We start from the raw sequence: 24486 nt of genomic DNA, 5'->3' as shown, positions 1-24486 counted from the left end.
TGGTGTACTTTAGCACCGAGAAAATTGAATAAATGAAGCGCATATTATACTTAATAACATTCACCTTACTTATTGGAGGCCAACAATTATTCGCACAGATTCGTGGCAACAACCCCATTAACCTGAATGATCCAGACGAGATAACCTATTTGGATCCTAAGAATTATGTTATCGGCGGTGTTCGTGTAACCGGTACGGAATATCTAGACGGAGAAGTTTTGATTACTATTTCGAAACTGGTCGTAGGTCAATACATCGAAGTACCTAGTGAGGCTACCGCGAATGTCGTGAAGACATTGATGGGCCAAAATCTGTTTGATGATGTGCAATTATATGCCGAACGTATTCAAGGAGAGAATATCTTCTTGGAAATACGTGTTCGAGAACGTCCTAGGCTAACACGTATAGACATCCACGGTCTAAAAAAAGGGGAAACTGACGAAGTGCGGAAGCGCCTCAACACCAACTCTGGGAAAATTGTTAACGAGAACTTGATCAAAACCACGCGCGCAACCATCCAGAAATTTCTACGCGAAAAATCATACCTCTATCCGGAGGTTAAAATCCGCACGGAAAAGGATACTGCGCAGTCCAATAATGAGATTGTTATCGTAGATGTGGAGAAGAACAAGAAAATCAAAGTACATCGCGTGCATTTCGAAGGCAGTGAAGCTTTCTCTGATGGACAGTTGCGCAAATATCTTAAAGGTGTAAAACCTCGCCGTTGGTACCGCATTTTTGGACCGGGTAAATTCAAAGACGACAAGTATAAAGAAGCAAAGGAAAATCTTGTAGCCAAAATGCAGGATAAAGGATACCGTGATGCCCAGATATTAAGCGACAGCGTTGTGCGTTATGACAACAATGAGGTGGATATCTATCTGAATCTGCACGAAGGACCTCGCTATTACGTTGGTAATATCCAATGGTCAGGAAACTCCAAGTACAAAGACTCTGTGCTTAATTTGATCTTAGGTATTGAAAAAGGTGACGTATACAGCGAAGAAAAACTGACGACCAAGCTAACTGGTCCTACAAGAAATAGTGACGATATTAGTGCGCTCTACCAAAACGATGGATACCTTACGTTTAGCGTACAGCCAATAATCAAAAGAATTTATAACGACACGGTAGATGTGGAGATTGTCCTCAGTGAAGGTAAACAGTTTACGATCAACAATGTTATTGTAAAAGGAAATGACGTCACGAATGACAAGGTTGTATTGCGCTCTATCTACACGAAGCCAGGACAAAAATTCTCCCGGGAAATGTTGATGCGCAGTGTGCGGGAGATATCACAGCTGGGCATGTTTGATGAACAGAAAATAAATCCTGTCCCAACCAACCTGAACTACGAAGAAGGCACCACCGATCTAGAGTATACCGTAGCTGAAAAGCCATCCGATCAAGTAGAGCTTTCCGGAGGTTACGGTGCCGGGCAAGTCATTGGTACGTTGGGGTTAACATTCAACAACTTCTCAACAAGTAACTTCTTTAAGAAAGATGCTTGGAAACCTTTACCGCGTGGTGACGGCCAAAAATTCAGTATACGTGGACAAACATCCGGAAAACGTTACCAGTCGTATAATTTTTCGTTCTCTGAGCCTTGGCTTGGAGGTAAAAAGCCTATCTACTTTGGTTTGAATGCCTATACGTCTAACTCATCCTTCGGTGGATTTAACTACCTCACTGGACGTCAAATGGTTAGCGATTCGGAACTTAACCGTATTTGGATGACAGGGGTAACAGCAACGTTAGGTAAACGTTTGCAATGGCCAGACAACTACTTTCAGATCAATACCTCACTGTCCTTCCAACGCTATAAATTGCAGAATTACGGAAACTACTTCCTATTCTCGGATGGTACAGCATACAACATCAACATTACACAAGAAATCAGTCGAAACTCGGTGGATGCACCAATCTACCCTACTTCGGGATCCAACTTCCGCTTTTCGGTGCAGTTGACGCCTCCATACTCATCATGGAACAGTATCAATTACCAAACAGCGCCGGATAACGAACGTTATAAATGGACCGAGTACCACAAGTGGAAATTCGACAGCCAGTGGTATACAAAAATTGCCGGTAAACTTGTGTTGAAAATGCAAGCACAATTTGGTTACTTGGGTAATTACACGTCTAGAACGCCAACGTCTACATTTGAACGCTTTAAACTGGGTGGTGACGGAATGCAAGGTTTTGACTTCTTACAAGGATCCGAGATCATTGCGATGCGCGGTTACGCCAATGGTACTATCATTCCAGAATCTACGGGTAACCTCAACCAAAATATTGCGATCCAATCTGGTAGTCCGATTTATACCAAATACCAACTGGAGTTGAGACACCCTGTAATGCTTAACGAGCAGGCTACCGTTTTCGTGCTCGCTTTCGCTGAAGGAGGAAACACCTGGAATAAATTCAGCGAGGTGAATCCATTCAAACTTCGTCGTTCAGCGGGTGTGGGCGCACGTATCTTCCTTCCTATCTTCGGTATGTTGGGAATCGATTACGGACATGCTTTCGACCCTATCCCCGGTATCCAGTCCAACCGCTGGAGACAGAACTTCACGTTTAGTATCCTACAAAATATGGGCGGATTCTAAAAATTGTCATCAGTCATCCAACTAAAAGAACATCCCTTGCCTTCCAGACAAGGGATGTTTTTTTATAAGGCGCCTCCATTGCCTATCCGCAGGGAGAAGCGCAAACCTTTTTATAGGCCAATATCACCAATTATACTTCTCAGGGATAGTAGTTAAATTTTGTTAAAGCTTCAAATATCCGTTTTATTTACTCCTTTTTTGCTATTTTTGCCAAGAGAAAGAGCTTCAATCTGTTAGCAAAATATTTTTAGCTTTTAAACTTTTTGGAACCATAATTGTCTTAAGATTTAAAAGCTAGCGAGTAGCATTTGCAAAGAATTAATCGTTTCTTTGGTGGTATGTGAAAACAAAAAACCTAGAAAAGCAACTTATTCAAAACAATAGAAGCAGTAAACTCAAGAAAACAACATGTATATGAAAAAAATAGTTTTTATCATTGCCTTCGTCGCTTTATCCGTTAGTGCAGCCGTTGCACAACGTGTGGCTTATGTAGACTCTGAATATATCCTCAAACATATCCCGGAATATGTTTCTGCACAGAAACAACTCGACGATCTATCCACCAACTGGCAGGAAGAAGTAGACAAGCAATATGGTGAAATTGAAAGACTTTATAAAGCTTATCAAAACGACCAAGTATTGTTGAACGACGATATGCGCAAACGCCGTGAGGACGAAATTGTCAACAAAGAGAAGCAAGTGAAAGAGTTCCAACGTCAGAAATTTGGTTTCGAAGGCGATTTGTATAAGGAACGTATCAGACTCGTACAACCAGTTCAGGATCGCGTAGCGAAGGCCATACAAGATGTGGCAAATGCGCAGGGTTTGGATTTGATTTTAGATAAAGGAAGCGAAGTAACTTTTCTGTTCGCCAATCCGAAATTGGATAAAAGTAATGATATCATTACAAAACTAGGTTTTAAACCGGATCCTAGCTTGGCGAATTAATTTTTTTGTTTATACTTGAATAAAATTTGAGATTAATTATTAACGTTGTATAAAAAACAAAAGCAGTGCTGTACTTAGTGATGGCGCAACAGATTAAAATGGAAAGAATGAAAAATTTATTTAGAAGTGTAGCTTTAGTGGCGGTGGTTTTCCTAGGTGCGCAGCAAGTAAGCGCGCAGCAAAAAATTGGTCATGTCAATGCAGATGAAATCTTCCAGATGACAGCTGAGTTCAAAACGGCTAACGAGCAGTTGAGAACCTTGAATGATACAAAAACGAAAGAGCTACAGGGGATGTACGAGGAGTTTCAAAAGAAACAAAACGATGCGAACGAAAAATTGAGAAACCGTAGTGAGGCAAATAAAGCGACCGTTGACGCAGAATTGCAAACTTTAGGACAAGATCTTCAAAGCATGGAGCAACGTATCCAAGAAGTTCAACGTGTAGCTCAAGAGGATCTTGGTAAGAAACAACAAGAATTGTTGACTCCTATCCAAACGAAAGTAATGAATGCGATCAATGCTGTAGCAAAAGAGAAAGGCTACGCTTACGTATTGGATACATCGAATGGGAACGTTCTTTACTTCCAAGGTGGAGAAGATATCTCTGCTGACGTAAAAACTAGATTAGGTATTGCTGCAAACGCAACACCAGCTACTCCAGCAGTTCCTCCAGCAAGATAATCGGACGAGCATTTGATAAAAAAAGAGATTGCATGTTGCAATCTCTTTTTTTATGGTACAAAATTAAACAGTTTCCCATCTAATCCTGCTTCCACCAGATGTCCGCATAGGTGTCCGGATTTTTCTTAAACTGGCCATGCACATAGGGACATAGTGGCTTGATCATCAATCCCTCTTCCCTAGCCTTTCGAACCAGCTCATCTAGCAGCAATTTAGCATAGCCTTTACCAGCGTGAATAGCATCTACCTCCGTATGATAAACAGTAAGCAGCTTATGTCGGATAAAGATATCCATTTTACCGGCCTGTTTAGCCTCGGAAAAGAGGATCAATTCCCCTCGTCTCTTATCGGCAAGTCTGACTTCAAAGGTTTGCATCATAAAAACGTTGTTGTTAAAAGCTATTCACCGGTTATCATTATTCCCTCTTCAATCGCATCCCATAATGCGATACGTTTGATTAACGCCTCCTTTGCAGTATCTCTAATTTCCTGCCATTTAACCTCATCGTCTCCAGCGAGCTCCAAAATCATCTGCATAGCAAGTGGACCATGTTCATCAGCATCGAGCTCGATATGCCGTTGAAAATAGTATATGAACTTGCTTAGATCAGTATCTGGCGCTCCTTCCTGTATGCCATTTAAGATAGAGGTAAACATATCTGGAATCAGATCCTCGCGTCCAAATGTAAATGCAGAAGCAATCTTGTGAGATTCGCCATCTTCGATTATCAGGAAGGTGAAACGTAAGAAGTCTTTGATACGCTCGTCTACACTTAGCTGATCGATCGCCTCCGCCAAAGATTTCCCCGAGCGAATCTCCTGCACCAACTGCAACACAGGGGCGGTATCTGCCCCCATACCTTCCATCGCATCCAAATACATTTCAAAATGACTAAGCCGGCGCCCGTCAATATATTCATCGGATTCCTCGGCCAAAACGATTTCATTTATTAAATAGCGTATAGAAGGCAGATCACTTGCAAACCAAGGAACTTGAACACAAGTAATCTTTATTTGCAGTGCTTTTAACAAAGACATAAAATCCCAAACCGCATAAACATGCCCCTCCGTGAACTTTTGTAAATGTGCTACCTGTGTTATTTTTCTGTATAAAGGATGTTGCAATAAGATGCTACGTTCCGCAGCGATAAAATCATTGACAGCTTGAATTTCTTTCATAATCAAAAATACGAATCAAAGCGACAAAGCCTCTTATCGAGGAAGATATAAAAGAATAATTTAGGCAAATTTTCAGAAAAATGACTTCAAAAAGAAGAAGCTGGACAATGAGGTAATAAAATCTAACAATTTTTATACTAAGGTAACTCCGATAATTCGGTAAGCAGTTCACGTAGTTTATTTTTGGGAAATACCTTATAGAAACCAGAGGATAACATCGCTTCTTTTTCCTTCTCATCGCTTGAAGATGTGAAGCCATATATTTTCACAAAGGGAAAACGTAGCAAGAGATCTTTGGCTGCAGACAGGCCATCCATATTAGGCATATGCAAGTCCAAGATGGCAACATCGGGAATTTCCTGTATTTCGCTGAGATCGTGAAGCAGTTCTTCACCATCCTTGGCTTTAATAAGTAATTGTAGTCGCACAAACTTGCTCATCAAACTTTCCAACAGAAAGTGGTGAATGTCCGAGTCGTCAGCGAACACGATTTTGACAGATCTATTCATTTTCATAAATCGATGTTATTGGTATGCATCCATAAACACTTTCCGCTCCAAGCGGCCGAGCGTGCGGTGATACGAAGGACAATGATAGAACATTCCATAGCCGATTTATGTTTTTGCTTTCCCCCTAATTTATACCTATTTTTGCAAAAATGAAATTCCTAAAGCACATATTGCGTCTCCCCTTTTTCAGCACTTATTATTGCTTAATACTTGCTCGGCGCCGTGATGTGTACGATTAGAAAGCACTGTATCAAAGCATTTACAATTTTCTATACACAAGCCCGAGCTTACCGCTCGGGCTTTTTTTATTTTAATTTTTATAAAAATGTTACACAAACTACGTGAAAATGTGGAGATTATTCTCCCCGAACAGGGTCTTCAAGAGAAGATTCAACAAGCGTCCGACGAAAACCGACCATTAACGATCAAGTTAGGCTTTGACCCCACCTCGGCAGATCTTCATCTTGGGCACGCTGTCGTACTCAAAAAAATTCGCCAATTTCAAGATCTAGGCCATCATATCGTTATCGTCGTGGGCAGCTTTACTGCACGCATTGGAGACCCTACAGGCAAGAACAAATCTCGTATTCCGTTAACCATAGACGAGGTTGAACACAATGCCCAAACCTACATACAGCAGTTATCTCGCATCATCGATGTTCAGAAAGCGAAGGTTGTTTTCAATTCGGATTGGTTGGATCAACTTTGTTTTTCCGACATAATACAGATTATCTCTCGCGTAACGGTAGCGCAGTTGTTACACAGGAATGATTTCAACAAGCGTTTCACCGAAAACAGTCCCATTTCCATGCATGAATTGCTTTACCCGATACTGCAGGGATACGACTCGGTCCATATAAGCTGTGACATCGAGATGGGAGGAACGGATCAGCTTTTTAATTGCACTATGGGAAGGCAGTTGCAGGAAACATATGGTAAGAGTCCACAGATCGTGCTATGCATGCCTTTGTTGAAAGGTACCGACGGGAAGGAAAAAATGAGCAAGTCTCTTCATAACACGATCGGATTAACGGACACCCCTCAAGATATGTATGGAAAAACCATGTCGATTCCTGACAGTCTTATCCCAGAGTTTATTCGGTTAACGACAGATTTTACACCAGATAAGCAGCAGGCGCTATTCGACCGCTTAGCAGCGGGAGAAAACCCCATGCTGATTAAAAAACTTATCGCCATGAATTTGGTCACCCAATATCACGATGTCGCACATGCCGAAAAAGCCCAGACATTTTTTGAGCAACAATTCCAAAGGAAAAGTTTCTTTGAAAAACACTTTAAAGCAGTGAAATCAGCCTCCGTGCTAACCGAGTCAAACTCAATATCGCTTTTGGATTTATGTGTGAAACTACAAACCGACAAATCTAAGTCAGCCATACGGCGACTTATTGAAGGTGGTGCTGTAGAAATTGACCAGAGAAAACATCAAAATCCCGAAATGTGCATCTCTCCTACCACAGGTATGAAGATCCGTATAGGAAAGCAAGGCTACTTCGAACTCGTTGATTAGTATTCGCTAGTGGTAAAAGAGCAGGAAACTCTTGTTCTTTTACCTACCTGCAACAGTCCGAATTGTTTATCTTCGCTAGTAGTGAAGAATCATAATCGTTTCCAATGAAAGAACAATGTTTGCATCTGCTAAGACTAGTATCCTATTTCGGCATCATCCTTATCTTTATTATAGGGGGGAGCGAGGTGTCTAACGCGCAACAAGTTGTTAGTGAGGTGGCGAAGAAATATGAGGCTACCGTACCGAAAAGCGAACGTCGTGCACAAGCTGCAGGACCATATGCCCAAGCTCTCTTCTTCAACCAACAAACCGATAAGGCAATAGCGATTCTTCGAGATAACTTGCAACATGCGACGCATTTCCAAGACAGTCAGTATGCAGCTTATCTCTCGGCTATCCTAGCCATGAACTACAGAATATTAGATGATATACCGAGCTCCAATCAATACAGTGCGCTCGCGGAAAAATATGCAAGGCAATCCAAAAGTATGGAAATAAAGGGATATGTTGCCTATTGTCAAGGTTGGCTACACATCCGAAATGGAAATGAAAACGAGGCTGTACGTTACTTTCTGGAAGGCTTAAACGACTTCGACAAAGCCCAACCTTCTGCTACATTATTAGCGAGAACCACATCCATATTGACCGAGCTGGCATCCATTTATGCTAATTGGAAAGAATACGGTTTGCAGGAAAAGTACAGTAAACAAGCGTTAGAGATTGCTATCAAACAAAAAGACGCTTCTACAATCTTTCGCACGTATATGTTGATGGGCCATATGTACGAACAGCAATATATTAATAAGGACAAAAGTTTGCGTGTTCGCAACCTGGCAGAGCAGTATTATTTGAAAGCTATCAATTTCTATCTCAGCCACGAGGCCGAGATCCCCTTTCAATCTGATCTATCTTATGCAGCCATCAATCTCGCCAACCTTTACATGCGCTATTACGATGATGAACAAAAAGCAAAAGCTATGCATTACGCGTACTTGGCAATAGAGAAAGCTCAAAAATCGGAACACTACACGCAAATCGCATCAGCCTATGGCATCCTTGCAGAGATCGAACTCAAAGAAAACAAATTGAGCGATGCGAAGGCTCATCTTTTAAAATCGTTGTCTGAAATAGTTAAAGATCCACTGGCGGATGAACGGATCTTGATGAACATCAACCTTAGTTTATCGGAAATTTTTGAACGTGAAGGACATCTAGAAGATGCTATCCACTATTATAAAGAATACATAAGACTATTCTCAGCGGTATACGACACAGAGAAAATGGAGCAGGGACGTCGACTGGAAGCACAGTTCGAAGTTGAGCGTAAAGAACAACGGATGCTCCGCATGCAGCTGGAAGCAGACAAAAAAGAACAACAAATCAACCTTATGCATATCCTCGGTTTACAACGAGAGCAGGAGCTCCAAAACTCCAAGCTCAATGAGGACAATCAGCGTAAACGATTAGAACTGGTCAATCTAGAAGCAGACAAGCAATCGCAGGAACTCAGACTGTCGCGCATGGAATCACAACAACGAGCTCAAGACATCTTAACGGTACAAAATGAGCTATCTTATAAAGACAAGATATCTCGAAATTACGGCATTTTAGCAGCCTCCCTGTTTTTGCTATTGCTGGTTTTGGGTTATGCTTTTCAGCAGCGTTCGAAAACAATGCGCCAAAAAGAAGAGCTTCACCATATCACCTTGGAAAAGGAACGGCAACATTCAAAGATATCCAACCTTACTGCTATGCTAGAGGGACAAGAACAAGAACGCGGACGTTTAGCTCGTGACCTGCACGATGGACTTGGAGGTCTTCTTTCGGGCACCAAGATAAACCTTTCACAGGTGGTAGGCCGCATACATAGCCCTGAACGTGTTGAAGTTGAGCAATCATTGGCGCAATTGGATAGCGCGGTGAATGAACTTCGCCGCGTGGCGCACAACCTGATGCCCGATCTATTAAAAAAATACGGTCTAGAAGAATCCCTATCCGATTATGCTACGCGGATGACTAATCCAAATTTAGAAGTCAGCACACAGTTCCTTCACTATACGGGACGCCTCAATGAAGAACAACAGCTTATTATCTATCGCATCATTCAAGAATTGGTCAACAATGCCGTCAAACACGCAAAGGCAAATCAAATCCTGATTCAAGTTGTGGAAGAAGAGCGTAAATTGGCCGTAACCGTCGAAGACAATGGCCGCGGCTTTGATGTGCAATCGGCGCAAGCAAAAAAATCGGCTGGATTGCTCAATATACAGTCCCGTATCAGTTTTTTAAAAGGAAATTTGGATATCCAGTCATCCCCATCACTAGGTACAACCGTGGAGATTGATTTCCCTATAGGCTAAAAAAGAAATCCCTAAACTTCTGGGAAAAGCTTAGGGATTGGCACGAACTATTATAACCAAATGCTTCGATGACTTTACGAAACCGTAGCCTTTGCTGCCCAAAGCTACAAGCTAATTAGGAAATGTCCTATCCCTGAAAACAGGTATATTCATCTTCTTTTTCAGTCCGAGCTGTAGTACGTGGCAACATAGGTTTTAAGCCCAGCTTAGCCAACATACTTAAATCGTCGTCCATACTCGGATTGGGCGTAACCAATAGCTTTGCATCGTCTCCAGTAAAAATAGAGTTCGCACCGGCCATAAAACACCAAGCTTGCTCCTGTTCCGACATTTCCATGCGCCCAGCGCTCAGACGAACCATTGAAGCAGGCATGGCAATTCGCGCCGTCGCAACCATGCGTACCATATCCCACGTATCCACCTTAGGTTGATCCGCCAATGGCGTTCCGGCCACTCGAGATAACGCATTGATCGGCACCGACTCGGGATGTTGTTCCATCGTTGCCAATGTACAAAGCATCGCAATACGATCTGCCGTAGACTCCCCCAGACCAATAATCCCTCCGGAACAAACCGTGATTCCCGCTCTACGAACATGGGCAATAGTCTCTAGACGATCATCGAAAGTACGCGTGGAGATGATTTCTTTGTAGTACGATGCCGAGCTGTCTAAATTGTGATTATAGGCATATAGCCCGGCCTCCTGTAATCGTTTCGCTTGTTGGGCGGTCAACATACCGAGCGTACAGCATACCTGCAACCCTAATCCATTTACGGCTTTTACCATATCCAAGACCTTGTCAAAATCACGATTGTCGCGTACCTCTCGCCAAGCCGCCGCCATACAGAACCTCGTTGCGCCTTTCTCCTGTGCACGTTTTGCGTGAGCTAAAACAGTTTGGATTGGCAACAAACCATGAACAGGCGTATCCGTGTGGTAACGTGCCGCTTGCCCGCAATACGAACAGTCTTCAGGACAGCCGCCAGTTTTCACGGACAGTAATGTAGATAACTGAATCTCGTCCGAGCGATGCCATAATCGATGTACGGCCGCTGCCGTATAGATCAAATCAAGTAGCGGTCTTTTGTAGATAAATAGCAACTCATCATTCGTCCAATCGTGGCGTATTTCCTTATTATTTTTAACCATAGCACTCCATATTATTCTTCTCTTTCCATGGGACTCAAGGGATCAACTCATGAAACCATCCTCTATTGTTGGCATTTTGTTTCAAGGTTTCCAACAAATGTAGTATCTTGCCGGCAGGTGCAAAGGTGCCGGTTTTAATAATATGCCTAGTCCGGTTGATATTCCCTATCGTAGTTTTATTCAAATCGACAGAAAGTCGAGCACGCCGGTCTACCTGCAGATAGCCAACGAGTTTATCAAAGCGATTCAACGAAACACTCTTTCTGCGAATAGCAAGCTTCTAGGGACGCGTGCACTCAGTAACCTGTTGGGTACACACCGCAATACGATCGTTGCTGCTTATGACGAATTGGCTGCTCAAGGTTGGATCAGCATACAACCTAACAGCGGAGCCTACGTATCCGCAGCATTACCTATTGATGAAAAACGGAAGATCAATAAAGCTACTTATCCCGCGGCTACCGGATTTAGCTTTAAGCAATCTCTCCTGTTAGACAGTCCTTACGAACAGGGGAATTTTCAGTACATCCTCAATGACGGCACACCAGATATCCGTTTGACACAAATTGACGATCTTTCCCGTATCTATAGCTCCACCATAAAACGAAAAGGCAATCGCCGAAAGATGGACTACTATAATCAAGAAGGCAGCGAATACTTTAAAGAACAACTGCTGGCTTACCTACATCTTTCACGTGGACTTCACGTGTCTTCGACAAATGTATTGATCACGCGCAGTACGGAGATGAGTCTTTTTATCATCTCGGAGATTCTCCTCAAACCGAATGACAAGGTTGTGGTCGCTGAATTGAGCTATTTCTCCGCCAACATGATTTTCCAAAAGAACGGCGCCAGCATCCAGACGATACCAATAGATGATGAAGGCATGGATACCGATTCCCTAGCGCGGCTCTGCGAACACATGTCAATCAGGATGGTTTACGTCAGCGCGCAGCATCATTACCCTACGACTGTCACCCTAAGTGCTAAAAGAAGGATAGCGTTATTGGCACTTGCGGAAAAATATGGTTTTGCCATTGTAGAGGATGATCAAGATTACGATTTCCACTATAATAAACAGCCGATGTTACCTATCGCCACGGCCGATACGAAAGGAATGGTAATCTATGTAAGTTCCTTCGGAAAGTCATTGGTGCCAGGATTCCGTACCGGTTTTATCGTTGCACCGGAAAATTTGATGTTGGAAATGCGTAAACATTTAGGGATTATCGATCGACAGGGCGATGTGTTGATGGAACAAGCTTTGGGCGAAATGATCGAAGAAGGTGTGATACATAGGCACCTTAAAAAATCATTGAAGATATATAAAGAAAGAAGAGATCAAATGGCAGAGCTGTTGCAGCATGATTTCTCATCGTATCTACATACAAACATCCCTACTGGGGGGCTAGCATTTTGGCTAGAATTCAAGGTTCCAATCAATTTATTAAAACTCAGCAGAGATTGTGCTCAAAAAGGCCTATTCTTACCAAAAACCAACTTATACCAAAGTAAACGGATTACCGGAATGCGGATAGGCTTTGGAAATCTCAACAGTGAAGAGCTTTCAAGAAGCTTGTTCTTACTGAAAAGTAGCTTGGACAGCTTGAATTAAAAGCCGAAGCTCAGCTGCCCTCCTTCCAAGCCTGGTTTTGACTCGTTACCAAAAGGTATTTCTAAAAAAGGAACGTACTGTTTCTTCTCCCCGTCAAAGTGACGTAACACAATCCCTTTGCAGAAAAAATCAAAATCCAATGTCTTGAATTCATCTTGATTTTTAACCTCGCGAAGATTGTCCATATCTAATCCACGACTAATCGTTAAATGTGGAGACTTACTCTTGTCAACACGCGTTACTTTCTCCGCCTCTGCTATGACGTTACGCATTTTCTGCAAAAGAAAGGCTTTCGACTGTACGGTGGGGTCAATAAAAAAGGTGCCGGAATTTGGGTAAGTAGAGAAACTATCGAAATAGATGTGTTGTGCATGTTCGTAACGCATACGCTCAGCCAGTAAGGCAATCACACGTTGTAACTGTTCTTCCGTAACCTCCATTCTGCAGATAGTAACGTGCGCCGTGGAATGGCAACTTGGGTACCATTTGTTCAATAGACGTTTTACACGCTCCTTTACAGCAGCGATAAAGCGAATACCTTTTTCACAAGGTTGAAAGACAATAGATATATATTCCGTAGCCATAGGTATGCAATAAAAATGACATCTTACAAGTTACGAAATTCGATGTATATAAAAAATACTATTTGGTTTTTAAAATATCGTTGTTTCCACCTTTACTACTAATCGAAGGTTTGCCTGATTTCGTTGCCGACAACTTGTATTGTACGGTATTATTACCACCATCAATGGTTACTGAGCTAATCTTGTCGACATAAACCTCATTATTCATGCCATTAATAATAACATTTTTCAATCCCCCTTTTGCATACACGATATTGTTTGATCCAGCGATCTGTAAAGTCTCATCCCCTACCGTAGAAATGGTCTTTTCAATCTTCATTCCCTCCACCTTGACTACTTTGCCGTGGCTATAGATAATGATCAAGTCATTTTTAGGCGGATTTAACTCATTAGATTGCTTAGATGATGCTTGAACCATAAAAGTTCCAACACAAACGAAGTTTAGTAGAAAAATTGCGAAGATTCTCATAATGTAGCAATTTATTACGTGTGATTAGTAATTCAAATTTAAGTAAAAAAATGAAACAACGAAATAATCGCCCTATAATTAACACAATTTAACACGGTTTTAACGCGAAAATTGGAAGGTTTTGTTTGTTTGGCAACGAGTAGAAAAAATCCAAATCCCAGTAGATTGTAGGCCATAAAAAAAGGAGTCGATAAACGACTCCTCTCCTAAATATCTAACAAATTGATAACGGTTTAAAACTCTATTTTACGGCGTCAACAACTGCTTTGAAAGCATCAGGATTATTTAAGGCTAAATCAGCTAACACCTTACGGTTTAAGCCAATGTTTTTAGCGTTTAATTTACCAATCAACTGCGAATAAGAAATTCCGTGTTGACGAGCACCTGCGTTGATACGCTGAATCCATAAAGCTCTGAACTCGCGTTTTTTGGTTTTACGGTCGCGGTATGCGTACTGTAAACCTTTTTCTACTGTATTTTTAGCAATAGTATAAACTTTGCTTCTTGATCCGAAATAGCCTTTAGCTAATTTCAAGATTCTTTTTCTTCTTCTTCTCGAAGCTACTGCGTTAACCGAACGTGGCATATGAATTAAATTTAGTTTGGCATGAGGTGTTGCGTTTTACAGCAAGCTTACAACCTAATACCCGGTCAAAAAATTATTTTATTAAAAAGGGTAAAACTTACTTACCTATAGCAAGCATACGTTTTACATTACCCATGTCAGCTTCATGAACATAACCGGTTTTTGTCAAGTTACGTTTTTGCTTTGTGGTTTTCTTTGTCAAGATGTGGCTTTTGTAAGCGCTTTTTCTTGCAATTTTACCTGTTCCAGTCAATTTAAAGCGTTTTTTCGCGCTGGAATTGGTTTTTACTTTTGGCATAATCTTATAAATTTTATATCAACCTGTTAGAATCTTTATTTTTTTACCGCTTTTGGAGCCAATGTTAAAAACATGCGTTTACCTTCCAATTTCGGGAACAGCTCTACTTTACCATAGTCTTCTAAAGCTTGGGCAAAACGCAATAAAAGAATTTCACCCTGTTCTTTAAAGACAATGGCACGTCCCTTGAAATGAACATATGCGCGCACCTTCTCTCCACTTTCCAAAAATTTCATGGCATGCTTAAGCTTAAACTCAAAATCGTGATCGCTGGTGTTAGGACCGAAACGGATCTCTTTGATGACTGTTTGCTTGGCATTCGCCTTGATTTCTTTTTGTTTCTTTTTCTGTTCGTAAATAAATTTACTGTAGTCGATTATCCGACAAACAGGCGGAACGGCATTTGGCGAAATTTCCACTAAGTCAAGTTCCAGTCCGTCAGCAAGTTCCAATGCTTTACGAGTGGGAATAATCCCCTGTTCTACATTATCGCCTACCAGACGTACCTCTGGCACTCTGATGAATTCGTTAATGCGGTGTTCTGGTTCTTTCTTTCTCATTGGTGGTCTAGGACCACCACCTCTAGTTAATGCCAAATGTTTAAAATTAAACTGTTATTTCTTTAATTAATAATTCCTTAAATGCTTGGGGATCCATTGAACCTAAATCTACAGACCCATGTTTACGAACAGAAACTGTGCCACTTTCGGTCTCTTTTTCCCCTACAATCAACATATAGGGGATTTTTTTAACCTCGGCGTCACGTATCTTACGACCCACCTTCTCATCGCGAAGGTCAATCAGTCCGCGAATATCGGAATTATTTAGGGATTCTAAAAGATTTTTTGCAGAATCTTCATATTTTTCTGACACCGGCAAGACGATAAACTGCTCAGGCGCAAGCCATAACGGAAACTGTCCAGCGCAATGCTCAATCAACACCGCCACGAAACGCTCCAATGAACCGAAAGGAGCACGATGAATCATTACCGGGCGATGTTTTTGATTGTCGCTTCCTGTGTATTCCAATTCAAAACGCTCTGGCAAATTATAGTCTACCTGAATGGTACCCAACTGCCATTTGCGGCCGAGCGCATCTTTCACCATAAAATCTAGCTTTGGTCCGTAAAACGCGGCCTCGCCATACTCCACGACGGTAGGTAGATTCTTCTCCGATGCAGCCTCCATAATTGCGGCCTCCGCCAACGCCCAATTCTCATCGGAACCAATATATTTCGTTTTATTTTCCGGATCGCGAAGAGATACCTGCGCCGTAAAATTATCAAAACCTAAAGCACCGAACACATACAGCACCAAGTCGATGACCTTTTTAAACTCTTCTTTCACTTGGTCAGGACGACAGAAAAGGTGGGCATCATCCTGTGTAAATCCACGTACGCGAGTCAATCCGTGCAATTCGCCCGATTGCTCATAACGATAAACGGTACCAAACTCTGCAAAACGTACCGGAAGATCTTTATAAGAACGTGGTTTCGTCTTGTAAATCTCGCAGTGATGCGGACAGTTCATCGGCTTTAAGAAAAACTCCTCACCTTCTACTGGCGTGTGTATAGGTTGAAATGCATCTGCACCATATTTCTCGTAGTGACCGGAGGTGACGTAAAGTTGCTTATGACCGATATGTGGTGTAACTACAGGCTCATATCCTGCTTTCACCTGCGCACGTTGCAGAAAATCTTGCAATTTTTGACGGAGAGCAGCTCCCTTGGGCAACCACAAAGGCAGGCCAGCGCCTACTTTCTCGGAAAAAGCGAAAAGCTCAAGCTCTTTTCCCAACTTACGGTGATCTCTTTTTTTCGCTTCCTCGATAAACCGCACGTAATCCGCTAGCTCGGAAGCTTTTGGAAAAGTAACACCATAAATACGTGTTAATTGTTTGCGGCTTTCATCGCCGCGCCAATAAGCACCGGCAACATTGGTAAGCTTAATTGCTTTTATAACGCCTGTATTTGGAATGTGCGGACCACGACACAAATCGGTAAAATTACCCTGTGAGTAAAATGTGATCTTTCCATCCTCTAGATCCTTGATTAGATCCAATTTATATTCATCTCCCTTTTCGGTAAAGTAAGCCAAAGCATCAGCTTTCGAAACAGCTTTGCGTTCAAAAACTTCTTTCTTTTTAGCCAGTTCCAACATCTTGTCTTCTATCTGCTTGAACTCATCGGATGAAAATTCGCGATCGCCAAAATCAACATCATAGTAAAAGCCAGTCTCAATAGATGGACCAATACCGAATTTAACGCCCTGATAAAGCGCCTCCAATGCTTCTGCCAGTAAATGGGCGGAGGAATGCCAAAAAGTAGATTTACCCTTGTCATCATTCCATGTCAGCAATTTAACATGAGCATCATCTTCGATAGCGCGAGAAGCATCCCATACTTCTCCATTTACTTCTGCCGCTAAGACATTTCTAGCTAGACCTTCAGAAATCGACAAGGCAACCTGCATTGCAGTAGTTCCTTTTTCATACTGACGAACGGATCCGTCAGGCAATGTAATGTTAATCATGTACGAATATGATTTTAAGTTGTTAATTAAATAGGACCAACAAGCTTACAGCGTGAACAATTACCCTGCATTCCAGCCTGCTTTCCGTTGATGGCACAAAGGTATTCAATATCTTCAAGAAACGGAAATAGCCGTATAAAAAGCATAAAAAGCAAACATTGACGGCTAGTTTTCTATAAACCTAACACTCGGATGATGAAGACTTTTAAATTGTAAATGCATTTTTCGTACCTTTGTACTCTCAAAAAAATAAGACATGTCAAATCAAGTCCCAGAAGACGGTACGTTGCTTCCTTTGATGGAAGAGTTTTACACGATACAAGGCGAAGGGTATCACACTGGAAAAGCAGCATACTTCATCCGTTTGGGCGGATGCGATGTAGGTTGTCATTGGTGCGATGTCAAAGAGAGCTGGGATGCAAATCTTCATCCTTTAACACCGGCAGACACCATTGTCGAACATGCCAAGCAGCATCCGGCCAAGACGGTGGTGATCACAGGGGGCGAACCTTTGATTTACAATTTGGATTATTTGACAAGACAATTAAAAGCAGCCGGCATACAAACATTCATCGAAACATCTGGGGCTTATCCGCTTTCTGGATTTTGGGATTGGATATGTTTATCCCCAAAAAAATTCAAAGGTCCGCGTCCTGATGTGTTGAATGCCGCAGGTGAACTGAAGGTCATTGTGTTCAACAAAAGTGATTTTCAATGGGCAGAAGAACACGCCAAATTTGTGGGCAAGAACTGCAAGCTCTATCTACAGCCCGAATGGTCAAAAGCCGGAGAGATGACACCGCTCATTATTGACTATGTAAAGGAAAATCCGCAATGGGAGATATCGTTGCAAACACATAAGTATTTGAATATTCCATAATAGGAACATATTTTTCTATTTTTGTCTACAACCAAAAAGCTTCTCTTTATGGCGGATATTAGACATCGCTTATGTATTCTTTTTATAAGTTGTATAGGTTACGCCTACGGTCAAAAACCCTCGCCTATCAAGCGGGCGCAAACAGCTTACATACAAGCGGGCAAGGCACTTCGCTTGAATCAACTTGATCAAGCGCGTCAGCAATTGTTACTAGCCATTAGCTACGATGCCAATTTTGCGACAGCCTATCAGCAGCTGGGTGATATTTTACGAAGACAGGAGCGCTTTATAGAAGCATCTACACAGTACACAAAAGTACTTCAACTAGATCCCGGCCTTACCCCTTTGACCTACTTCGCTTTGGGCGAATCGCTACTCTTTTCGGGAAAATACCAAGAAGCAGAACATGCTTTACAAAGCTATCTGCAGCGAACTACGCCAACAAGCAGCAGTCAAAAGCTGATCGATAAATACCTAGCCGATTGTCGTTATGCTTTAGCACATATCCAGCCGCAAAGCCGTATATTGGAGCGTTTAGAAAACACAATCAACACGCCTAACGACGAGTACTTCCCTAAATTAACCGCCGATAATCGTACCATCATCTTTACAAGAAAGACCAATAATCAGGAAAATTTTTATGCCAGCATCCTAACGGAAACAGGCTGGAGCCAAGCAGAGATACTGGTTGGCGCAATTAACTCCGAAGACTTCAACGAAGGAGCGCACTGTATCTCGCCCGACGGGAAATATCTTTTCTTTACCGGCTGTAATTGGCCAAACGGTATGGGAAGCTGTGATATTTACGTTTCAAAATTGGAAAATGGATCGTGGAGCCAACCCCACAACCTAGGCGCGCCAATCAACAGTAAAGGCTGGGAAGCCCAACCTGCCATTTCTGCCGATGGCAAGACCCTTTATTTCGTCAGCAACCGAGCGGGCGGCCTGGGCGGCTACGACATCTACAGCAGCACGCTGCAAGATAACGGAAGCTGGTCTGTCCCTCAAAATTTAGGACCACAGGTTAACAGCGCGTTTGATGAATCAGCTCCTTACATCCATGCCGACGGCCGCACACTTTATTTTACGTCGGATGGATGGCCAGGATTTGGTCGTAAAGATATTTTCGTTAGCCGACTCGACAGTGTCCAGCAATGGTCCACCCCCATAAACATGGGTAATGCTGTTAACGATTTTCACGACCAAACGTCGCTACATGTCAGTATGAACGGTAAAATCGGTCATCTGTCTGCAAGGGATAGCAGCGGCGATCTTGACATCTACAGCTTTAGAGTCGACAAGCCCGTAAAACCCGACGCCGTCGCATACGTGGTGGGAAACATACGTGATGCAAGCGATAATCGTCCGTTAGACGCCTCTATCGAAGTAATCAATACACATACTGGCAAAAATGTTTTTCGCGGTGGCAGCGATCCAACAGATGGCACCTTTCTCGCCACCTTACCCATAGGCTATAATTATGCGTTTCAGATACAACGCCCTGGTTATCTCTTTACGAGTTTACAATATGCGCTGAACAAACCGCAATCTACCGACGAAAAATTCGAGATCGAAATACGCCTGTCGGCAATAGAAAAAGGTGCTGTTAGCACCTTAAATAATATCTATTTTGCAGTCAATCAATATGAACTCCTGACAGAATCCACCGCAGACCTACAGCTGTTGGTTAGCTTTCTCCAACAAAACACCAAACTCCATATCGAAATAGCAGGCCATACGGACAATACAGGCAATATACAAAGCAACCAGGCGCTCTCAGAGAGACGTGCAGCTTCGGTCAAAACCTACCTTGAAAGTCGAGGTATCCCAGCAGATCGCTTGACAGCCAAAGGGTATGGAGCGAGTAAGCCCATTGCTGACAATGAAACGGATGCTGGCAGACAGTTGAACAGAAGAACTACTATCACCATTACCCAGCTATAATCAAGAGCAGCTATAAGCCTACTACCGCCCCCGTGCGCACAGACTCATCACAAGCGAATGCAATGCGTAGGCTATTTAGTGCATCTTCCATGGACTTCGTCAGATCCAGATCTTCTACAATAGCGCGGTAAAAAAATCGTTGTTCTCTATTGCACAGTTCTTGGTGATCGGGCTCGTCGTGAAGGTCGATCCACTCATCTTCTTTATTAAAACGGTTTCTTTCATCGACGTCTGCATAATGCACCCGGATTGATTCTGTTTGCGTATGGGCAGCTACGGAATCGGACTTCCCTGTTCCTGCTGCATTCTTGGCAACGATAGAGACAGAACCTTTAGGGCCGATCACGTCTTTCACGAAAAATGCCGTTTCGCTCATCATCGGTCCCCAACCAGCTTCATACCATCCCACGGAGCCATCATCAAAACGAATCTGCAATTGCCCGTAGTTGTAGTTATTGGTCGGGATATCATCCGTCAGGCGCGCGCCTATTGCAGACACCTGTACCGGCCGCGCATCGGTCATTTGACACATCACATCAATATAGTGAACACCGCAATCCACAATAGGACTCAGGCTTTTCATCAAATTACGATGCACGTCCCACATGTATCCATGACTTTGCTGGTTTAGGTTCATACGAAACACCAAGGGCGTGCCTAGCCCTCTTCCCTTTTCGATAAATTTAATCCAAGATGGATGGTGACGCAAGATGTAACCAACCACCAACTTGCGTTTGTACCGCTTTGCGGCAGCAACCACGCGTTCCGCCCCAGCGACACTATCAGCTACGGGCTTCTCCACAAACACATGAGCACCGGCGGCAAATGCTTTTACGCAGTATTCCTCGTGGGTATCCGGATAGGTCGATATACACACCGCATCGGGCAAACTTACACGCAAGGCCGCGTCATAATCGTCGAAAACCGGATAGTTCGATTGCAACAATGTGTTAACCTGATTTTTACTATCGCCCCTAGACACCAATCCTACGATCTCAAATTGATCCATATGATGATATGCCGTAGCGTGGGATGCGCCCATATTTCCGCAGCCCACAACCAAAACCTTAATCTTATCCATCACTACGTTAATTTATATGATCCCGGCCGAGCGATGGTTAGTTCATCAATGTTCATATCCCAATGATAGTCTTCCACAGCAGGACCTAAACGTCCCTGCAGGTTGATCACCTCCTCATAGCCTATAGACTTCCCGGAATAGGCTGACAATCGTCCCCAAATAGCCAGCAAAGTCGATTTCACCATAAAATCGCCATCATTCACTGCAACACCATTTCGAATAGCTTTAAAAAGCTCATCGTGCTGTGTTTGGTACATATTATTAAGTCGGGCCTTATTTTTCCAAGGCTGCTCACCAATAATTTCGTAGTTACTATTCAACGCCACGTCTACATACCCTTTCGTGCCCATGGCCTCCACCGTATTCCGAGGAGTCGTTCCATTCTGTTGACGACCGAAATGGAAACCGCGAAAACCGTTATTGTATTCATACTCCACGGTAAAGTGGTCATAAACGTTTCCGAACTTATTCCAAGGCCGACTCTGCCTTCCACCTGTAGCCGTCACCTTTTTCGGTAGCTCGTCGTTTAAAATCCAAGACATGTAATCCAAGCTGTGAATCGTCTGTTCGACGATCATATCGCCCGAATAGCGCTGGTAGTAGTACCAGTTGCGCAACTGGTAAGCCATATCGCTCCAAGATGGTTGCCTCTCTTTATAGCTTAATTCGCCCCCATGACGAAAAGTGGAGATAGACTTGATATCGCCAATCGCTCCAGCATGCACACGCGAAATGATTTCCCTATTCGGAAAGGAATAACGAAAGCAAAAACCGCTCACAAGGCAGAGTTTCTTTTCTTTCGCCAATTTTACAGCAGCTTCTACCTGATGCAAACCAGGGATATCTATAGCTACAGGCTTCTCGCAAAACACATGTTTACCCTCCTGAATGGCTAGAGTAAGATGTGCGGGTCTGAAATTAGGAGGCGTACAAAGCAAAACCACATCGACATTCGATTTAATCAATCGCTCGTACGCATCGAAACCCAAAAAAGAGGTCTTTTCGTCGACTTTTATACGTGCTCCATACTTCTCCTTAAGAGAAGCTAACGTATTAGCGAGGTTGTCTTCGAAGACATCTGCCAGCGCCGTTACCTGCACGTCAGGATCCGCATCCAGCGCTTGAAAAATGGCTCCAGTCCCGCGCCCCCCACAACCGATAAGCCCAACACGTATCGTTTTTGTCATTCCGACGCTACTTTCACCAAAAACTGGACTTGCTAGCGCCGCCGTTCCGGCCAGTAAGCTTCCATTTATTATAAAATCTCTACGATTCAACATGCGTTTATGATAAGGTTTATTTAAAAAAACTGCAACTTTATGCAAGAATACAAACAAAACGGTTGCCGTTCCGAATTTATTCTATAATTTCACTCCCAAAATAACAATTACCGAAAAATTATGCAAAATGCTATCATAGAAGTTACACCAATGATTACGGATCAGGCCGCCGTATTTGGCCTACTGATGTCCGTACTCGGCTTGGTTTTCTTCACTTCCAGCCTAAAAAACAAATATATACAAGGGTTCTACTCGGTCATCCCCCCCCTTCTGATGTGCTATTTTATTCCCGGCATCTTAAATTCACTGCATATTATCGATGGCGAAAACTCTCCGTTGGCGAGTATCGGTAGTCGTTATTTTTTACCCGCTTGTTTGATCTTGTTCACATTGAATTTAGATCTGAAAGAAATGTGGAATTTGCGAAAACGTGCCGGATTGATGTTCCTCGCTGGCACGGTAGGAATTATGCTGGGTGGTCCAATTGCGGTCTGGCTGACAGCTTTGGTAGCACCAAATGTTGTTGCCGGTGCTGGCCCCGACGAAGTATGGCGTGGGTTGGGCGCTCTAGCGGGTTCTTGGATAGGAGGCAGCGCCAATCAAGTGGCTTTGCGTGAAATACTGCAGCCTTCGCCCAAGCTGTTTTCTTCCATTATTGCCGTTGACGTGTTTGTAGCTTACATCTGGATGGCATTGTTGCTTTATGGTGCAAATAAAGTGAAGCTATTAGATAGCTTCTTTAAGGCCGACGCCTCCGATGTGGATGCCTTGACCAAGCGCATGGACATGCAAGCACAAACGAACAGTCGCACAGCCGAAAGCAAAGACTATATCTTGATGCTCGCACTCGCATTGGGTGGAACAGGTCTATCTTCCCTACTCTCGTCTCCAGTGGCCGAATACATGGCGACGAACCACCCTCAACTGGAAAAATTCTCACTTACCAACGGATTCTTTTGGTTGGTTCTATTTGCTACGATAATTGGCATCGGCCTATCTTTTACACCAGCACGCGAACTGGAGCATGCAGGTGCGTCTAAAATCGGCACCACTTTGCTGTACATGCTCATTGTGACCATCGGCATGCAAATGGACATCAGCGCCATTTTGAACAATCCAGGACTATTCATCGTCGGTATTATCTGGATCAGCTTTCATGCCATCGTATTGATATTAGTTGGCAAACTAATCAAAGCACCATTTTTCTATTTGGCAGTAGGTAGCATGGCCAACGTGGGCGGTGTCGCATCCGCGACCGTGACTGCGGCTGCATTTCACCCCTCGTTAATTTCTGTGGGTGTTATTCTAGCCGTTTTCGGATATGCAATAGGCACCTATGCAGGTTGGTTTACGGCCTTATTGATGCAAATGGTGGCACCTATATAGGGCCACTAAATAACTGGTTAACGCTTTTCTTTACAAAGCCGCCCCAATATGCTAGTTATTAAAACACTCCCCATTCCTGCTAGATAGTCTGACCCCGACAATTGTTTAAAGCGAGCATTTTCAATTCATGCCAACTATTTTGCTCGCAGCTCGTTCCATAAAAGAACAAATACAAAAACGATGACAAATTTAACCGAAAGTGCACCGGCGAATGTGGCAGCAGGAATGGCTAAATTTTCGATAAACAAGCAAATACCAAAAGTCATGGAGATTCAGATCTTGATGGCGCTATCTCATTATCCTGAGCTGAAAGACACCCACATTAGATTCCTGTTTACGCAACAGCTGAAAGGATCTATTATGGCAGCAAGACCCGTCATACGCACGTTACTAGGACCTCGCCATAAAAGGGTTTACGATATCCTTATCAGTCCCGTGTTTAAGTTGCAACATACCATCGAACCTATCCATCAGGTTGAGGACGATGTTTTAGTGGGCTGGATAGGGCACGAACTGGGGCATATCATGGATTACGAGCGTCGTCATATCTGGAGCATAGCCAAATTCGGATTACTATACTGGCTATCTAAAGGCTACATTCGTAAGGCCGAGCGGGTAGCTGATACGTTTGCAGTAAATCGAGGGATGGGAAACTTTATCCTTGCCACAAAACAATTTATACTCGGACATAGTGGACTCTCCACGCGATACAAGAATAAAATAGCCCGGCTTTATCTCTCCCCAGATGATATCGTAAAGCTAGTAAAAGAACTCGAAGAGAAAACAACGGTGAAACGTGATGACATCATCAATGACGAGCTCCGTACACAAAAGGAATCGATATAGGGAGTGGTGCATAAGCATA

22 protein-coding genes are annotated in these 24486 nt (G+C 43.0%); 10 read left to right on the top strand and 12 right to left on the bottom strand.

What is annotated here, in order from left to right; genetic code table 11:
- Positions 1-32: 32 nt before the first annotated feature.
- The 3 genes from bamA to SCB77_RS17820 all read left to right on the top strand — a co-directional run bounded on the left by bamA (position 33) and on the right by SCB77_RS17820 (position 4240).
- The gene (gene bamA / locus SCB77_RS17830; protein ID WP_320183349.1) at positions 33-2609 is read left to right on the top strand and encodes an outer membrane protein assembly factor BamA; all 2577 of its coding nucleotides are present in this window, start codon (positions 33-35) and stop codon (positions 2607-2609) included.
- A 414-nt stretch (positions 2610-3023) separates the two neighbouring features.
- A complete protein-coding gene (locus SCB77_RS17825; protein ID WP_320183348.1) occupies positions 3024-3557 on the top strand; it encodes an OmpH family outer membrane protein in 534 nt (177 codons plus the stop codon).
- A gap of 107 nt (positions 3558-3664) precedes the next feature.
- Positions 3665-4240, top strand: coding sequence for an OmpH family outer membrane protein (locus SCB77_RS17820; RefSeq protein WP_320183347.1), 576 nt, complete (start codon positions 3665-3667; stop codon positions 4238-4240).
- A 79-nt stretch (positions 4241-4319) separates the two neighbouring features.
- On the opposite strand, the gene SCB77_RS17815 is transcribed toward SCB77_RS17820, so the two are convergent.
- The 3 genes from SCB77_RS17815 to SCB77_RS17805 form a co-directional block, all read right to left on the bottom strand.
- Positions 4320-4619, bottom strand: coding sequence for a GNAT family N-acetyltransferase (locus tag SCB77_RS17815; RefSeq protein ID WP_320183346.1), 300 nt, complete (start codon positions 4617-4619; stop codon positions 4320-4322).
- A 20-nt stretch (positions 4620-4639) separates the two neighbouring features.
- Entirely contained in the window at positions 4640-5419 is a 780-nt protein-coding gene (locus tag SCB77_RS17810) for a DUF3050 domain-containing protein (protein ID WP_320183345.1), read from the bottom strand.
- A 137-nt stretch (positions 5420-5556) separates the two neighbouring features.
- Entirely contained in the window at positions 5557-5934 is a 378-nt protein-coding gene (locus SCB77_RS17805; protein WP_320183344.1) for a response regulator, read from the bottom strand.
- Between the two features lie 319 nt (positions 5935-6253).
- Here SCB77_RS17805 and tyrS point away from each other — a divergent pair, with 319 nt between their 5' ends.
- Both tyrS and SCB77_RS17795 read left to right on the top strand, forming a co-directional pair.
- Entirely contained in the window at positions 6254-7456 is a 1203-nt protein-coding gene (tyrS, locus tag SCB77_RS17800) for a tyrosine--tRNA ligase (RefSeq protein ID WP_320183343.1), read from the top strand.
- Positions 7457-7560: 104 nt separating this feature from the next.
- A complete protein-coding gene (locus SCB77_RS17795; protein WP_320183342.1) occupies positions 7561-9816 on the top strand; it encodes an ATP-binding protein in 2256 nt (751 codons plus the stop codon).
- 127 nt (positions 9817-9943) lie between these two features.
- On the opposite strand, the gene bioB is transcribed toward SCB77_RS17795, so the two are convergent.
- Complete coding sequence (gene bioB / locus SCB77_RS17790) at positions 9944-10966, bottom strand: biotin synthase BioB (protein WP_320183341.1); 1023 nt, start codon at positions 10964-10966, stop codon at positions 9944-9946.
- 142 nt (positions 10967-11108) lie between these two features.
- Between bioB and SCB77_RS17785 the strand changes: the two genes are divergently transcribed.
- Entirely contained in the window at positions 11109-12581 is a 1473-nt protein-coding gene (locus SCB77_RS17785) for an aminotransferase-like domain-containing protein (protein WP_320183340.1), read from the top strand.
- On the opposite strand, the gene SCB77_RS17780 is transcribed toward SCB77_RS17785, so the two are convergent.
- The 6 genes from SCB77_RS17780 to thrS form a co-directional block, all read right to left on the bottom strand.
- Positions 12578-13165, bottom strand: a complete 588-nt coding sequence (locus tag SCB77_RS17780) for a 2'-5' RNA ligase family protein (protein ID WP_320183339.1) — start codon at positions 13163-13165, stop codon at positions 12578-12580. The genes SCB77_RS17785 and SCB77_RS17780 overlap by 4 nt on opposite strands.
- A gap of 58 nt (positions 13166-13223) precedes the next feature.
- Complete coding sequence (locus SCB77_RS17775; protein ID WP_320183338.1) at positions 13224-13634, bottom strand: DUF3060 domain-containing protein; 411 nt, start codon at positions 13632-13634, stop codon at positions 13224-13226.
- 241 nt (positions 13635-13875) lie between these two features.
- The gene (rplT, locus tag SCB77_RS17770) at positions 13876-14220 is read right to left on the bottom strand and encodes a 50S ribosomal protein L20 (RefSeq protein WP_086948276.1); all 345 of its coding nucleotides are present in this window, start codon (positions 14218-14220) and stop codon (positions 13876-13878) included.
- 97 nt (positions 14221-14317) lie between these two features.
- Entirely contained in the window at positions 14318-14518 is a 201-nt protein-coding gene (gene rpmI / locus SCB77_RS17765) for a 50S ribosomal protein L35 (protein WP_189624683.1), read from the bottom strand.
- Positions 14519-14553: 35 nt separating this feature from the next.
- Positions 14554-15078, bottom strand: a complete 525-nt coding sequence (gene infC / locus SCB77_RS17760; protein WP_380936792.1) for a translation initiation factor IF-3 — start codon at positions 15076-15078, stop codon at positions 14554-14556.
- Positions 15079-15124: 46 nt separating this feature from the next.
- Complete coding sequence (gene thrS / locus SCB77_RS17755) at positions 15125-17050, bottom strand: threonine--tRNA ligase (RefSeq protein WP_320183336.1); 1926 nt, start codon at positions 17048-17050, stop codon at positions 15125-15127.
- A gap of 256 nt (positions 17051-17306) precedes the next feature.
- Here thrS and SCB77_RS17750 point away from each other — a divergent pair, with 256 nt between their 5' ends.
- Complete coding sequence (locus tag SCB77_RS17750) at positions 17307-17930, top strand: 7-carboxy-7-deazaguanine synthase QueE (protein ID WP_320183335.1); 624 nt, start codon at positions 17307-17309, stop codon at positions 17928-17930.
- A gap of 48 nt (positions 17931-17978) precedes the next feature.
- Positions 17979-19874 carry an OmpA family protein gene (locus tag SCB77_RS17745; protein WP_320183334.1) on the top strand — a complete coding sequence of 632 codons (1896 nt, stop codon included), beginning with the start codon at positions 17979-17981 and terminating at the stop codon, positions 19872-19874.
- Positions 19875-19884: 10 nt separating this feature from the next.
- On the opposite strand, the gene SCB77_RS17740 is transcribed toward SCB77_RS17745, so the two are convergent.
- On the bottom strand, positions 19885-20955 hold the full coding sequence (locus SCB77_RS17740; RefSeq protein WP_320183333.1) for a Gfo/Idh/MocA family protein: 1071 nt from the start codon (positions 20953-20955) through the stop codon (positions 19885-19887).
- A 2-nt stretch (positions 20956-20957) separates the two neighbouring features.
- Positions 20958-22235 (bottom strand): Gfo/Idh/MocA family protein, encoded by a 1278-nt coding sequence (locus SCB77_RS17735; RefSeq protein WP_320183332.1) that lies wholly within the window; start codon positions 22233-22235, stop codon positions 20958-20960.
- Positions 22236-22355: 120 nt separating this feature from the next.
- Between SCB77_RS17735 and SCB77_RS17730 the strand changes: the two genes are divergently transcribed.
- The gene (locus tag SCB77_RS17730) at positions 22356-23621 is read left to right on the top strand and encodes a DUF819 family protein (RefSeq protein WP_320183331.1); all 1266 of its coding nucleotides are present in this window, start codon (positions 22356-22358) and stop codon (positions 23619-23621) included.
- Between the two features lie 180 nt (positions 23622-23801).
- Positions 23802-24467, top strand: a complete 666-nt coding sequence (locus tag SCB77_RS17725; protein WP_320183330.1) for a M48 family metalloprotease — start codon at positions 23802-23804, stop codon at positions 24465-24467.
- The last annotated feature ends 19 nt before the right edge of the window (positions 24468-24486 follow it).

The sequence above is a fragment of the Sphingobacterium bambusae genome (genome assembly GCF_033955345.1).
GTDB lineage: Bacteria > Bacteroidota > Bacteroidia > Sphingobacteriales > Sphingobacteriaceae > Sphingobacterium > Sphingobacterium bambusae.
Note: the sequence above shows the minus strand (reverse complement) of the source record. Positions and strands in the feature narration are given on the sequence as shown.

Excerpts from the sequence above, each read along its gene's own strand:
- SCB77_RS17795 (WP_320183342.1), top strand. The coding sequence starts at position 7,561 with ATGAAAGAACAATGTTTGCATCTGCTAAGACTAGTATCCTATTTCGGC.
- SCB77_RS17740 (WP_320183333.1), bottom strand. The coding sequence starts at position 20,955 with ATGGATAAGATTAAGGTTTTGGTTGTGGGCTGCGGAAATATGGGCGCA.
- SCB77_RS17750 (WP_320183335.1), top strand. The coding sequence starts at position 17,307 with ATGTCAAATCAAGTCCCAGAAGACGGTACGTTGCTTCCTTTGATGGAA.
- SCB77_RS17735 (WP_320183332.1), bottom strand. The coding sequence starts at position 22,235 with ATGTTGAATCGTAGAGATTTTATAATAAATGGAAGCTTACTGGCCGGA.
- SCB77_RS17825 (WP_320183348.1), top strand. The coding sequence starts at position 3,024 with ATGAAAAAAATAGTTTTTATCATTGCCTTCGTCGCTTTATCCGTTAGT.
- tyrS (WP_320183343.1), top strand. The coding sequence starts at position 6,254 with ATGTTACACAAACTACGTGAAAATGTGGAGATTATTCTCCCCGAACAG.
- SCB77_RS17730 (WP_320183331.1), top strand. The coding sequence starts at position 22,356 with ATGCAAAATGCTATCATAGAAGTTACACCAATGATTACGGATCAGGCC.
- SCB77_RS17805 (WP_320183344.1), bottom strand. The coding sequence starts at position 5,934 with ATGAAAATGAATAGATCTGTCAAAATCGTGTTCGCTGACGACTCGGAC.
- rplT (WP_086948276.1), bottom strand. The coding sequence starts at position 14,220 with ATGCCACGTTCGGTTAACGCAGTAGCTTCGAGAAGAAGAAGAAAAAGA.
- infC (WP_380936792.1), bottom strand. The coding sequence starts at position 15,078 with ATGAGAAAGAAAGAACCAGAACACCGCATTAACGAATTCATCAGAGTG.
- SCB77_RS17820 (WP_320183347.1), top strand. The coding sequence starts at position 3,665 with ATGAAAAATTTATTTAGAAGTGTAGCTTTAGTGGCGGTGGTTTTCCTA.
- SCB77_RS17810 (WP_320183345.1), bottom strand. The coding sequence starts at position 5,419 with ATGAAAGAAATTCAAGCTGTCAATGATTTTATCGCTGCGGAACGTAGC.
- SCB77_RS17785 (WP_320183340.1), top strand. The coding sequence starts at position 11,109 with ATGCCTAGTCCGGTTGATATTCCCTATCGTAGTTTTATTCAAATCGAC.
- SCB77_RS17725 (WP_320183330.1), top strand. The coding sequence starts at position 23,802 with ATGACAAATTTAACCGAAAGTGCACCGGCGAATGTGGCAGCAGGAATG.
- SCB77_RS17745 (WP_320183334.1), top strand. The coding sequence starts at position 17,979 with ATGGCGGATATTAGACATCGCTTATGTATTCTTTTTATAAGTTGTATA.
- bioB (WP_320183341.1), bottom strand. The coding sequence starts at position 10,966 with ATGGTTAAAAATAATAAGGAAATACGCCACGATTGGACGAATGATGAG.
- SCB77_RS17815 (WP_320183346.1), bottom strand. The coding sequence starts at position 4,619 with ATGATGCAAACCTTTGAAGTCAGACTTGCCGATAAGAGACGAGGGGAA.
- rpmI (WP_189624683.1), bottom strand. The coding sequence starts at position 14,518 with ATGCCAAAAGTAAAAACCAATTCCAGCGCGAAAAAACGCTTTAAATTG.
- bamA (WP_320183349.1), top strand. The coding sequence starts at position 33 with ATGAAGCGCATATTATACTTAATAACATTCACCTTACTTATTGGAGGC.
- SCB77_RS17780 (WP_320183339.1), bottom strand. The coding sequence starts at position 13,165 with ATGGCTACGGAATATATATCTATTGTCTTTCAACCTTGTGAAAAAGGT.
- thrS (WP_320183336.1), bottom strand. The coding sequence starts at position 17,050 with ATGATTAACATTACATTGCCTGACGGATCCGTTCGTCAGTATGAAAAA.
- SCB77_RS17775 (WP_320183338.1), bottom strand. The coding sequence starts at position 13,634 with ATGAGAATCTTCGCAATTTTTCTACTAAACTTCGTTTGTGTTGGAACT.